Below are 12645 nucleotides of genomic sequence, written 5' to 3'. Positions count from 1 at the left end.
TAGATACAAAAAGCTCCGAAATTTTTTCGGAGCTTTTTTTGTCCCATCCTGAAATGGCGATTCACAAAAAAATCCGAAGAAATTAAACCTCTTCGGATGGTTGTATTGATAGGTGGATGGTTAACTTATTACCTATCCAATCATTTTTGCAAAACAAAAGCGGCATACCATTTCCACAATACGATTCCAGTGCAAACACTCACGTTCAACGAATGTTTTGTGCCAGATTGCGGTATTTCTAAACAGTCATCGGTAATGTCGACAATAGCTTGTTGAACACCATCTACTTCGTTGCCCATTACAATAGCATACTTTTTATCAGAATCTACAGTATAATCTTGAAAAGCCTTACTATTTTCGACCTGTTCTATACAAACAATGGTATAACCATCCGCTTTTAATTTTTTTATCAACTCAACAGAATCGTTTTCATATTCCCAAGCTACGCTATCGGTTGCGCCAATCGCCGTTTTGTGAATTTCTTTATGTGGCGGAGTTGCCGTAATGCCACACAGGTACAGTTTCTTGATCAAAAACGCATCCGCCGTTCTAAAAACAGCTCCCACATTATGCATACTTCTAATGTTATCCAAGACCACGACAACCGGAATTTTATCGATTTCTTTGTACTCTTCTGTAGAAACTCTTCCTAATTCATCTAATTTTAATTTTCTCATCCGTTCTAAAATCTTTAACTTAGCCTCTTTCAAAAAGCCATAATTTTTGTCAAAAATAGTGAAGAAAAAGGAAACACCTTTGATGCAACAATACAATGCCATCAAAGCAAAATATCCCGATGCGCTCTTATTGTTTCGAGTAGGAGATTTTTATGAAACCTTCGGTTCGGATGCGGTTTTATGTTCCAAAATCTTGGATATTGTATTGACCAAACGTGCAAATGGTTCGGAGAAAGATAAAGAGCTGGCTGGATTTCCTCATCATTCGCTCAATACGTATTTGCCAAAATTGGTAAAAGCTGGATTGCGAGTTGCCATTTGCGATCAGCTCGAAGACCCAAAATCTGTAAAAGGCATTGTAAAACGAGGTGTAACCGAGTTGGTAACGCCAGGTGTGGCTCTAAACGACGAAGTACTGCATGCCAAAAAAAATAATTTTTTAATGGCAATTCATCATCAAGATAAAAATTTTGGTGCCGCTCTTCTCGATTTGTCTACTGGCGAATTTTTGGTTTTCCAAGGGAGTCAACAACAGTTGCAAAAGCTTATACAAAGCTATCAACCCTCGGAGATCATCCTACAGAAAAGAACAAATTATCCTTTCCTAGATAATCCGAATATTTTTCATTTAGAAGATTGGGCATTTCAGTTAGATTATGCCAAAGACAAACTGCTCAATCATTTCAAAACCAATTCGCTGAAGGGTTTCGGGATAGAAGGTCAAATCCTAAGTGTGATAGCTTCGGGCGCTATTTTTGCCTATTTAGATGATACGCATCATTTCGATCTGAAGCATATCACCTCTATTCAACGTATAGATTTGGAACAATACGTTTGGATGGATCCCTTTACTATTCGCAATCTCGAATTGCTGTATCCTTCGCATCCAAAAGGAGTTGCGTTGTTGGATATTCTCAATCAGACTGCCAGTCCGATGGGCGGTCGCTTGCTGCACCGGTGGATGGTCAGTATTCTGAAAGATAAAAAGTTGATAGAGAAGCGCTTACAATTGGTTGAATATTTGGTTGTTGAAAATGATTTGCGTGAACAGCTTCGGTCTTTGTTGGGGCAATTATCCGATATCGAACGCTATGCAGCAAAAGTTTCAACTGCGAAAATTTCGCCAAAGCAGGTTTTACAACTTGCACAGAGCCTTCAAATCGTTTTCGAAATTCAGCGAAAAGCTCAACAATCCAATCAGGCAGATTTACAAAAACTTTTTGGGTCAGTTGAACGTTTGGATTTTATTTCATCCGAAATCTTAAAAACCTTGACCGATGATCCACCGCATTTATTAGTACGCGGAAATGTTATCGCGGTAGGAGTTTCGACAGAATTGGATCGATTGCGCGAAATTCAGTTTTCGGGAAAAGATTTTTTAGAAAAAATGCGTTTGCGCGAAGTTGAAAAGACTGGAATTCCATCTATCAAAATAGCCTTCAACAACGTTTTTGGTTATTATATAGAAGTAAGAAACTCGCACAAAGACAAGGTGCCGCAAGAATGGATTCGCAAACAAACCCTGGTAAATGCAGAACGCTATATTACCGAGGAACTGAAAGAGTACGAAAACCAAATTTTGGGGGCAGAGGAGAAGATCTTGACATTAGAGACCACACTTTTCCAACACCTCATCGAAAAAATTATTTTAGAAATAGAACTTATACAGCAAACGGCGCATCAAATTGCTTATTTGGATGTTCTTTCTACTTTCGCTGAAATTTCGGTAGAAAATAATTACCACAAACCAACCGTTGTCGATAATCTCGATTTGCAAATCAAAAACGGGCGGCATCCCGTAATCGAAAAACAATTAGCAGTTGGCGTAGATTACGTGCCCAATGATGTGAAATTGAACAAGACCGATCAGCAAATCATCATGATCACAGGTCCAAATATGTCTGGTAAATCGGCATTGTTACGTCAGACCGCACTCATTGTAATCATGGCTCAATTGGGGTGTTTTGTCCCAGCAGAGGAGGCGTGTATCGGAATTGTAGATAAAATTTTTACACGAGTAGGAGCCTCCGATAATATTTCGTCTGGTGAATCTACTTTTATGGTCGAAATGAACGAAACGGCAAGCATTCTAAATAACATTTCGGAACGAAGTTTGATTTTGTTAGATGAAATTGGTCGTGGAACGAGCACTTATGATGGAATTTCTATTGCTTGGGCGATTGCAGAATATTTGCACAATCATCCAACAAAGCCCAAGACTTTATTCGCAACCCATTATCACGAACTCAACGAAATGGCTTCGAGTATGGAACGAATAAAAAATTTCAATGTAAGTGTAAAGGAAACCAAAGACAACGTTTTGTTTGTACGCAAATTAGTCCCTGGCGGAAGCGAACATAGTTTCGGAATTCACGTCGCAAAAATGGCAGGAATGCCGCAATGGGTGCTCGATCGATCGAATGAAATTTTGAAAGTTTTAGAAAATTCACATGCCAACGAAAAGCTTACCGATCGTACTAAAAAGCTTACTGAAGACAAAATGCAATTGAGTTTTTTTCAGTTAGACGATCCGATTTTGGAAGCCATTCGAGAAGAAATTCTGAAAACAGATATCAATACCTTAACGCCTGTAGAAGCGTTGATGAAGTTGAATGAAATAAAAAAGAAATTAGGACATTAACCAAACTGATTATAAAAATGAGAAGAATTATAATTTCGACTTTGGGTATAGGAATGCTGATTGCAGCTTGTTCCACAAACCCAGTTACGGGACGCAAATCTCTGTCGATTGTGTCAAATGCGCAATTATTCCCACAATCATTTACTCAATACAACCAAGTATTGAAAGAAAGTAAAGTTGTGACTGGGACAGCCGATGCCAAAATGGTGCAAACCGTTGGTGAACGATTAAAATTTGCTGCCGAAAAGTACTATCAACAATTAGGAATTTCGAGTCAATTGCAGGGGTATCAATGGCAATTCAGTTTGATACAAGATAATCAAGTCAACGCATGGTGTATGCCCGGAGGTAAAGTTGCCATCTATACTGGAATTTTACCCGTTACCAAAAACGCAACTGGCTTAGCAGTTGTGATGGGACACGAAATTGGTCACGCATTGGCAGGGCATAGTGCAGAGCAGATTTCACAACAAGTTTTTGCTCAATATGGAGGTCAACTGTTGAGTGGAGCCGTTTCTAACTCACAATACGCAAACGTCATTGGAGAATTGTACAATTTTGGCGGACAAGGAGTATTGTTGAATTATTCGCGCAAGATGGAGTTGGATGCAGACGTCACTGGCTTATATCTTATGGCGATGGCAGGTTACGACCCTAGCGAAGCTGTTCCATTTTGGGAGAGAATGTCGCAAGGAAAATCAGGAGGCTCAGACTTTTTCAGTACGCACCCTAGCGATGCTACGCGAATTGCAAAAATCAAAGAAGTATTGCCGCAAGCCTTACAATATTATAATGCGAGTCCCTACAAAGGAAAATAAAAATTAAAAAAATGAATAAAAAAGCGTTGAATTATTAATTTAACGCTTTTTTTATTATTTTTAGACAAAACAATACAAACACGATATGAAACAATTAAGAGATTTAAGAATTCAATCTTTTTCTGATTATAAAAAATCTTATAAAGAAAGTGTCGAGAATCCCGACAGTTTTTGGGACGAAGTAGCTTCAACCTTTCGGTGGCATCAACGATGGTCGAACACCTTGGCGTTTGATTTCAGAACTGCCGATTTTAGATGGTTCGAATCTGGAAAATTGAACATTACCGAAAATTTATTAGACCGTCATTTAGAAAAATTAGGCAACAAAACTGCCATTATTTGGGAACCCAACAATCCCTTAGAAGAAACTCGACACATAACCTACAAACAACTGCATCATAAAGTTTGTAAATTTGCCAATGTGCTCAAGAACAATGGAATAGGGAAAGGAGATCGGGTCTGTCTGTACATGCCGATGATTCCAGAATTGGTCTTTGCGATGTTGGCTTGTGCACGAATTGGAGCAGTGCATTCTATTGTATTTGCAGGTTTTTCGAGTTCAGCCTTAGCGAGCCGAATAAATGATGCACAATGTAAAGTATTGATCACAGCAAACGAAGTTTTTCGGGGTGAAAAATCAATCAACCTCAAAGCGATTTGCGACGAGGCATTGAAGAGTTGCCCTTCTGTACAAAATGTAATCGTTTATCGTAGAGCACTCGAGTCTACTGCCATGTTGGGCGGTCGAGATAAATTTTGGATAGACGAAATGGCAAAGGTTGACGACCACTGCGACGCCGAAGTGATGGACGCCGAAGATCCGTTGTTCATTTTGTATACCTCTGGCTCAACGGGCAAACCAAAAGGAATGGTGCATACCTGCGGAGGTTATATGATCGAAGTGGCTTATAGCTTCGATAATATTTTTCAGATGGATGAAAACGATATTTTTTGGTGTACTGCAGATATTGGATGGATCACAGGGCATTCATATATCGTTTATGGGCCATTGTTGTGCGGCGTTACTTCAGTGATGTTCGAAGGTATTCCTTCCTATCCAGATTTCGGGCGATTTTGGGAGGTGGTCGAAAAACTGAATGTGAGCCATTTCTATACTGCGCCTACCGCGATAAGATCGTTGGCAAAACAATCTCTTTCGTTTGTCGAAAAGTACGACTTGTCGAGCATCAAAGTATTAGGCTCTGTTGGTGAACCTATCAACGAAGAAGCTTGGCATTGGTACAATGATTATATTGGAAAAGGTAATGCTCCAATCGTTGACACCTGGTGGCAAACAGAAACTGGTAGCATCATGATTTCGCCTTTGGCTGGGATTACTCCCACACGTCCGACTTTTGCTACATTACCACTTCCCGGAATTCAAGTATCGCTTATAGACGATGCAGGAAACGAACTTGAAGATGAAAAAGCAGAAAAAGCCGAAGGACGTTTGGCGGTTAAATTCCCTTGGCCTTCTATGGCAAGAACAATTTTTGGAGATCATCAGCGCTATATCGACACTTATTTTTCTACTTTCGAGGGGTATTATTTTACAGGTGATGGTGCATATCGCGATGCAATGGGAAATTATAGAATTACGGGTAGAGTAGATGATGTGGTCATCGTTTCTGGACATAATTTGGGAACCGCACCAATAGAAAACGCAATCAACGAGCACGAAATTGTTGCAGAAAGCGCGGTGGTCGGATTCCCGCACGATGTCAAAGGAAATGCCTTGTATGCATTCGTTACCCTGTACGAAGGGCATGAGCCGTCTCTCGAATTGGAGAACGAAATAAAATCGCTGGTCTCGCGTACCATTGGGGCGATTGCAAGACCCGACAAAATACAATTTGTACGAGATTTACCAAAAACAAGAAGTGGTAAAATTATGCGTCGCATTTTGCGCAAAATCGCTTCGGGTGAAAAGCATGATTTTGGCGACACCTCATCCTTGGTGGATCCGGCTGTGGTAGATGCTATTCTGAAAGAAGTAAAATAAATACATTTACCATAAGATTATCGTAAGGAAGTTGTAGAGTTTTCTTGCGATTTTTTATTTTTGTTGATATTTGATTGTTATGATTCCAATCGATCCGAAACTAGAACAATATTTAGACGAGCATATTTCTCCATACTCAGAATTGTTGCATGATTTGTTGGTAGAAACCTATCAGGTGACTACCCAACCGCATATGATTTCTGGTCATTATCAGGGGCGATTGTTAAGTTTAATCTCGAAAATTATTCAGCCTAAATTAATCGTGGAGATTGGCACTTTCACGGGTTATTCGACCTTGTGTCTTGCCGAAGGCTTGCAGGCTGATGGTAAGATTATTACCTTCGACATTAACGATGAATTGGAATATTTGGGGAGAAAATATTTTGATCAGTCTCATTTTGCCCATCAAATAGATTACCGAATCGGTTCTGCATTGTTGGGCTTGGAAACCATTGAAAACGAATCTGTAGATTTGATTTTCATCGATGCAGATAAACAATCTTATCCCACGTATTATCAGCAGGCTGTAGCCTTGTTGCGAAAGGGCGGTTTGATTCTAATTGATAATGTACTTTGGTACGGAAAAGTTTTAGACGAGCAAATCAATGATTTAAAGACCAGTTCTTTACGAGAACTGAACCGCATGGTAACCCAAGATTCACGAGTAGATTCTGTAATTTTACCAATTCGAGATGGTATAACCCTAATTCGTAAGAAATGAGTTTTGCAATTTGTCAGGTAAGTGTAGCTCCGGTTAGATCAGCCAATACCGATATGGCAGAGATGGTAACACAATTGCTTTTTGGTGAGAAAGTAGTCATACTCGAACGAGAAAAAAAATGGGTCAAAATAAAAGCAGATTTTGATGGATATGAAGGCTTTGTTGATCCCAAACAGCTTTTCGAGCTTTCCGAAAACGAGTATCAACAGCTGAACATGAATTTTTACACGACCGATGCATTCAATCTGGCGGTAGAAAATGATTTACCACTTACCTTGCCTTTGGGAGCTGTTTTACCAAATTACAACCAGAATACTTTTGGTTTCGGTGTAAAAGAATTTCAATATTTAGGGGAGGTGATACAAGCAGTGAAAGTGAAAAAATTATTGATAGATTTTGCCAATTTATACCTCAATGTTCCCTATCTGTGGGGCGGAAAATCTACTTTTGGTATCGACTGTTCTGGTTTGGTGCAACAAGTTTACAAACTTTGTGGGTACAAACTGCCCCGAGACGCATCGCAACAAGCCGAGGTGGGCGAGGTGTTGAGTTTCTTAGAAGAAACAGAGCCAGGTGATTTGGCATTTTTCGACAACCAAGATGGAAAGATTATTCATGTTGGAATTGTGTTAGAATATGGTAAAATCATCCATGCACATGGTAAAGTACGCATCGATCCGTTGGACACCAATGGCATTTTCAATACCGATTCGCAAGAATATTCGCACAAATTACGTTTCTTGAAACGCATAATTCCCAATTGAGTATAAAAAAAGCCTTTTTTCAAAGGCTTTAGCATTATATCTGATGGTGTAAATTCAAGAAATTTCGGATAATCGATACCGTTTCGTTTTTAGCTTTGTCCAAATCATCGTTCCATAAAACAACATCGAATTTGGGTGCTGTTGCTATTTCGAGGTCTGCTTTTTCTAATCGTTGTTTCAGCTTTTCTTCGGTTTCGGTATTGCGAGCACGCAAACGCTCTTTCAGGCTGTTGATTGATGGCGGATGCACAAAAACCGTAAGGCAATCTTTGCCATAAAGTTTCTTGATGTTGAGTCCTCCTTCTACATCAATATCAAAAATTACCGATTTCCCTTCATCCATCAAGCGGTCAACTTCAGATTTCAACGTACCGTAAAAGTTGTTGGTGTAGACTTCTTCCCACTCAATGAATTCGTTTTGTTCAATTTTTTGTTTAAAATCTTCCAGATCCAAAAAGTAATAATCTTTTCCGTGCGTTTCACCTTCTCGCATTTGGCGTGTTGTACACGAGATGGAAAATGCTAAATCTTGCTTGAAGATTTCTAAAGCGTGTTTTACCAATGTTGTTTTGCCTGCGCCAGAAGGGGCCGAAAACACAATTAGTTTACCTCTATTCATTATAAAACATTTAAGTTTTGTTCTTTAATTTTTTCTAACTCATCTTTCATCTGAACTACAATTTTTTGCATATCAGCATGGTTGGATTTCGATCCAAGGGTGTTGATTTCTCGACCAATTTCTTGGGTAATAAAACCTAATTTTTTTCCGTTTGATTGCTCAGCGTCCAATTCGCTCAAGAAATATTCGCAATGATTTTTCAATCTTACTTTTTCCTCAGTGATATCGAACTTTTCTATAAAATAAATCAGTTCTTGCTCCAATCTATTTTGGTCGATTTCTACAGCCAATTCTTCTAATCGTTTGGCTAGTCGTTCGCGAACTGTAATTATTCGTTCACCCTCAAAAGGTTTTATTTGTTCTAAAAGATTCAAGATCTGAAGGATGTATTGTCGCAATTCTTTTGCCAGAGCATTGCCTTCGTCTGTTCTGAATTGGTTGAGGTCGTTGATCGCTTCCAAAATGGTTTGTTTGATCTGATCCCACTCTGCCAGTTCCAATTCTTCTTGTGGCGTACACAACACATCGGGCAAGCGCAACACAACGGGCAACAAATCGGCTTCTGCAACCTGTGGTGTAATTTTTTTGAAATCTTCTAAATAAGCCCGAATCAGGTCTGCATTAAGTTTCTGACTGCGTGCAGCTGCGTTGAGTTCGCAACTCAAATTGAAATCAATTTTACCGCGTTGTAAATTTTCAGAGATAAGATTTCGAATATCCAATTCTTTGGTTCTGTAATAACTTGGAATTCGCGTGTTCAGGTCCAATGTTTTACTGTTCAAAGATCGAATTTCGATGCTTATCTTTTTTTCTGGTAATTCGACAACTGCTTTTCCAAAGCCGGTCATTGATTGTATCATATGCAAAAAATAGTACGCAAAATTAAGAATATTCTCTTCAGTACCACTAAGAATATTTTATTTTGATTGATTATAAATCGTTAGCAAAAGATTCGATTTCCATTTTTCCAAACCATGGCAGGTTGCAACTGACCCTGTAAGTAAATGATATTTCGGAAGTCATCGGTCTCGAAACTGATAAAATCGGCTTTTTTGTTTGGAGTTAAACTTCCGCGATCATCCAGACCCAAGGCTTTTGCAGCTCGATAGGTGATTGCGGCTAATACTTCTGCCATCGATAATTTTTCGAATGTTGCCAATATAGAGGCTTGCGTGAGTAGGTTGCCCATGGGTGCAGAACCAGGATTCCAGTCAGAGGCGATGCATAGACAACAATTGGCGTCTAATAATTTTCTGGCTGGTGCGTACTGCATTCCCAACCCGATAGAAGCGCCGGGTAATACGGTTGCTACGACATCTGATAGTGCCAAAGCTGCTATTTCGTCTTCGCCCGAAAACTCTAAATGATCTGCGCTGAGTGCTTGGTGTTTGATGGCTAAATGACTGCCGCCAGGCGTGAATTGATCGGCATGAACGGTGAGTTCGAAACCTTGTTTTTTTGCAGTTTCTAAAAAATAATCGCCTTCCTCTACAGAAAATGCCGATTGTTCGACGAAAATATCAACGCGATTACCAAGATGTTCTTTTTGCAGAATCGGAAAAACTTCTTCAATCAAAAGATCCAAATACGCACGGTTGCTTCCGTCGAAGTCTTTGGGTTTCATATGAGCACCCAAAAATGTGGGAATCAAATCGATAGATGCTTTGTCTTTCGCCGATTTTATCGCTCTCATCATTTTGAGTTCGCCTTCTACCGAAAGAGCATATCCGCTTTTTACTTCTGCTGTGGTAATCCCTTGCTGTATCAATTTTTGTACATTTTGCAAGCAAATCGCCGTCAATTCTTCTTCCGATTTTGCCCGAGTTTGTGTCACGGTAGACCAAATTCCGCCACCGCTTTCTGCGATTTCGAGGTACGATTTACCGTTTAGTCGCATGGCAAAATCCTTGGCTCTGTTTCCGCCAAAACAAATGTGGGTGTGGGCATCTACAAAACCCGGCAATAGCACTTGCTCGTTTTCGATGATTTCTAATTCGCTGTCTGGGTAATGTTTTTGCAACCAAGTATAATCACCAACAGCCACGATTTGCTCGTGTGCTACAACGATTCCACCATTTTCTATATAGGTTAATTGTTCGTCTTTTAGCGGTCCTTTTAAGGGTAAATTTTCTAGCGTAATGATTTGTTTGAATGGTCCTATGAGTTTCATATAGCTTCTATTTCTTACAAATTACGGATATTCTTCAAACAAAAAAAAGCATCCTAGTAGATGCTTTTCTTTCTGTATTGATGATGGTGATGATTATAATTGTAAATCTACTGTTTCTGATGTGTTTGCAGATACCAAAACTGGTTCGTCATTTTCGATGTAAGGAATTTCTTCTGTCATCAAAGCAGTATCTACTTCAGCAACTGGTTGGTTGTCGAATTTGTAATTGAATCCAATTCCTAAAGTTTGTTTCACCTGAGTACGTTTGATTTGGTCTTCGTCGTACAATAGGTTGATGGCTACTTGAGCAGAAATCCATTTGTTCACTTTCATATCCAAAACGCCAGCATAGGCAATGTCCATGTTTTGTGGTTTGTCTAAGTAATTGGCATAGATTCCCAAACGATTGTCGTAGGTGATGCCTTCCATTATTTGCAATTTGTAGCGTGCGCCAAGGTAAGCTCCAAACTCGAATAGTGAAGAGTCGCCATCTTTTTCCAAACCAAAGTTTCCTGCATATTGTAAATCTTTATCCGTAACCAATGTCCAACGTGGTGTAACTGGGTGAATGTTAACTTGGAAATTTTCATTTGGTTTATAATCCACCCCAAGTCCGAACGAAAGATAACCCGGTGCCATAAAATTCGAGATTTTCTCTTTTGGATCTACGGTATAATCATATCCTGTGGTAAATTGCGTTTTGAAATTCATCATTGCTGCTAAATACCAATGATTGCCAATGCTGTAACCATAAGACGAGGTAAGGTCGATGATATCGTTGGTTTTACGTTGATCTTCGCCTTTGTTTGCCAAAATACCATATCCTAAAATAACACGATTGTCCCAAATGTGTTTACCGCGCGTAAGGTTGAATTCGTAATCCATGGTTCCGTTCAACGAAAAAGAGTTTACACCACCAGCAACCCAATTGTCAAAAGCACTTTGGCTGAATAGCAACGAGTTGTTTCCGCTGATGAACCATCCTGCTGTGCGACCATCGTAATTTTGCTCTTTCAGGTAGCGTTTACTGTCAGTTTTCAATCCGTTTTCATCTACCGTTTGCGAATAAACATTAGCAAGCCCGAGCATCAATAGTGATGCGAAAAATTTTTTCATAGTTCTAGAATGTTTAATTTTAAGGGTTGAAAATTGTTTCTGATTTCAGATTAGATTCTGAAATTGTTTTTTGCAAAAATACAGAATCAAATTTCATTCTATTGTAATAACTGCGTCTAAATTTCAAATCTTGTATCGGAATCTGGGTCGGATGCACCATGCGGTCTTGTTTTCTTCTTTTTCTGCGTTCGTTTGGCGGTTTTTGATTGCTGATTTTATAGGTGAGTCCGACGCCTAAGGTCTGTTTGAATTGCGTTTTTTTGATCTGATCTTCATCATAAACCAAATTCAAAGAGAGTTGAGTTGACATGAAATTGTTGATCTTCATATCGAAATTGCCGGCATAGACAACGTCTATGTTGAGCGGTTTGTGAGAATAATTCGAGAAAATTCCAATGGTATTGTCGAAATAGACATTCTCAAAAAGCTTCATTCGGTAACGGGCTCCAACATAAGCTCCCATCTCGAAATAGGCAATATCTCCATCGTTTCTGAGACCAAAATTTCCTTTGGTTTGTAAATTTTTATCTAATACAAAAGTAGTACGAGAGGTCACGGGATGAATATTCAATTGAAAATGCGGACTCGGGATATAATTTGCTCCAATCCCGACGGTAAGATACCCTGGTGCCATAAAATTGGACAACTGTTTGTAGGGTTCTACATTGTAATCAAAACCTTTGTCGAATTGCGAACGCAAGTTTACCGAAGCAATCAAGTACCAATAATCTTTGAAAAGGTAACCATACGAAGTGGTGATGTTGATGTTGTCGGCGGTTTTGCGTGTTCCGTAAGTTTTGTGATCCATAAAACCATATTCGATAAGGAAACGGTTGTCCCACAAATGGCTTCGCTTGCGGTAATTCAGTTCGTAATCAATTTTTGCTGTCGCCGAAACAGAATTTTCTCCACCCGAAATCCAATTAGAAAATGTATTCTGATTGATTTGTAAAGTGTTGATTCCCGATACTACCCAGCCCGATTTTCTGCCCGTAGTGTCGACTTTAGATTTCAGGTATTTTCTACCGTCGAAGAGCAGGTTGCCGTTGGTGTCTAAGAATTGCCCCCAAACGCTACTCCCAAGCAAAAGATAAAAAAACCAAATCCATTTCTTCAT

At 39.4% G+C, this 12645-nt stretch carries 11 protein-coding genes; 5 read left to right on the top strand and 6 right to left on the bottom strand.

The window, feature by feature from the left end; translation table 11 throughout:
• Positions 1-140 precede the first annotated feature (140 nt).
• Positions 141-677 (bottom strand): RNA methyltransferase, encoded by a 537-nt coding sequence (locus BN8061_RS01515; protein ID WP_068597844.1) that lies wholly within the window; start codon positions 675-677, stop codon positions 141-143.
• Positions 678-759: 82 nt separating this feature from the next.
• On the opposite strand from BN8061_RS01515, the gene mutS reads away from it, so the two are divergent.
• From mutS to BN8061_RS01490, 5 genes are all read left to right on the top strand, one after another.
• Positions 760-3318 carry a DNA mismatch repair protein MutS gene (mutS, locus tag BN8061_RS01510; protein WP_204207193.1) on the top strand — a complete coding sequence of 853 codons (2559 nt, stop codon included), beginning with the start codon at positions 760-762 and terminating at the stop codon, positions 3316-3318.
• A gap of 17 nt (positions 3319-3335) precedes the next feature.
• Entirely contained in the window at positions 3336-4136 is an 801-nt protein-coding gene (locus tag BN8061_RS01505; RefSeq protein ID WP_068595762.1) for a M48 family metallopeptidase, read from the top strand.
• A gap of 85 nt (positions 4137-4221) precedes the next feature.
• On the top strand, positions 4222-6138 hold the full coding sequence (acs, locus tag BN8061_RS01500) for an acetate--CoA ligase (RefSeq protein WP_068595758.1): 1917 nt from the start codon (positions 4222-4224) through the stop codon (positions 6136-6138).
• A gap of 79 nt (positions 6139-6217) precedes the next feature.
• On the top strand, positions 6218-6859 hold the full coding sequence (locus tag BN8061_RS01495) for an O-methyltransferase (RefSeq protein WP_068595755.1): 642 nt from the start codon (positions 6218-6220) through the stop codon (positions 6857-6859).
• Positions 6856-7623 (top strand): C40 family peptidase, encoded by a 768-nt coding sequence (locus BN8061_RS01490; RefSeq protein ID WP_068595753.1) that lies wholly within the window; start codon positions 6856-6858, stop codon positions 7621-7623. The genes BN8061_RS01495 and BN8061_RS01490 overlap by 4 nt, the downstream gene beginning before the upstream one ends.
• A gap of 34 nt (positions 7624-7657) precedes the next feature.
• Here BN8061_RS01490 and gmk read toward each other — a convergent pair whose 3' ends face one another.
• From gmk to BN8061_RS01465, 5 genes are all read right to left on the bottom strand, one after another.
• Positions 7658-8242, bottom strand: a complete 585-nt coding sequence (gene gmk / locus BN8061_RS01485; RefSeq protein WP_068595750.1) for a guanylate kinase — start codon at positions 8240-8242, stop codon at positions 7658-7660.
• Positions 8242-9102 (bottom strand): YicC/YloC family endoribonuclease, encoded by an 861-nt coding sequence (locus BN8061_RS01480; protein WP_204207185.1) that lies wholly within the window; start codon positions 9100-9102, stop codon positions 8242-8244. The genes gmk and BN8061_RS01480 overlap by 1 nt, the downstream gene beginning before the upstream one ends.
• 80 nt (positions 9103-9182) lie before the next feature.
• The gene (hutI, locus tag BN8061_RS01475; RefSeq protein WP_068595745.1) at positions 9183-10412 is read right to left on the bottom strand and encodes an imidazolonepropionase; all 1230 of its coding nucleotides are present in this window, start codon (positions 10410-10412) and stop codon (positions 9183-9185) included.
• Positions 10413-10505: 93 nt separating this feature from the next.
• Positions 10506-11528, bottom strand: coding sequence for a DUF3078 domain-containing protein (locus BN8061_RS01470; RefSeq protein WP_068595742.1), 1023 nt, complete (start codon positions 11526-11528; stop codon positions 10506-10508).
• A 19-nt stretch (positions 11529-11547) separates the two neighbouring features.
• Positions 11548-12645: a DUF3078 domain-containing protein gene (locus BN8061_RS01465; protein WP_068595738.1), complete on the bottom strand. Its 1098-nt coding sequence runs from the start codon at positions 12643-12645 to the stop codon at positions 11548-11550.

The organism is Vaginella massiliensis (assembly GCF_900089075.1).
Lineage (GTDB): Bacteria > Bacteroidota > Bacteroidia > Flavobacteriales > Weeksellaceae > Weeksella > Weeksella massiliensis_A.
Note: the sequence above shows the minus strand (reverse complement) of the source record. Positions and strands in the feature narration are given on the sequence as shown.

What these genes read in the sequence shown, in the direction of transcription:
- BN8061_RS01515 (WP_068597844.1), bottom strand. Translation starts at nt 677, where the DNA reads ATGAGAAAATTAAAATTAGATGAATTAGGAAGAGTTTCTACAGAAGAG.
- mutS (WP_204207193.1), top strand. Translation starts at nt 760, where the DNA reads ATGCAACAATACAATGCCATCAAAGCAAAATATCCCGATGCGCTCTTA.
- BN8061_RS01505 (WP_068595762.1), top strand. Translation starts at nt 3,336, where the DNA reads ATGAGAAGAATTATAATTTCGACTTTGGGTATAGGAATGCTGATTGCA.
- acs (WP_068595758.1), top strand. Translation starts at nt 4,222, where the DNA reads ATGAAACAATTAAGAGATTTAAGAATTCAATCTTTTTCTGATTATAAA.
- BN8061_RS01495 (WP_068595755.1), top strand. Translation starts at nt 6,218, where the DNA reads ATGATTCCAATCGATCCGAAACTAGAACAATATTTAGACGAGCATATT.
- BN8061_RS01490 (WP_068595753.1), top strand. Translation starts at nt 6,856, where the DNA reads ATGAGTTTTGCAATTTGTCAGGTAAGTGTAGCTCCGGTTAGATCAGCC.
- gmk (WP_068595750.1), bottom strand. Translation starts at nt 8,242, where the DNA reads ATGAATAGAGGTAAACTAATTGTGTTTTCGGCCCCTTCTGGCGCAGGC.
- BN8061_RS01480 (WP_204207185.1), bottom strand. Translation starts at nt 9,102, where the DNA reads ATGATACAATCAATGACCGGCTTTGGAAAAGCAGTTGTCGAATTACCA.
- hutI (WP_068595745.1), bottom strand. Translation starts at nt 10,412, where the DNA reads ATGAAACTCATAGGACCATTCAAACAAATCATTACGCTAGAAAATTTA.
- BN8061_RS01470 (WP_068595742.1), bottom strand. Translation starts at nt 11,528, where the DNA reads ATGAAAAAATTTTTCGCATCACTATTGATGCTCGGGCTTGCTAATGTT.
- BN8061_RS01465 (WP_068595738.1), bottom strand. Translation starts at nt 12,645, where the DNA reads ATGAAGAAATGGATTTGGTTTTTTTATCTTTTGCTTGGGAGTAGCGTT.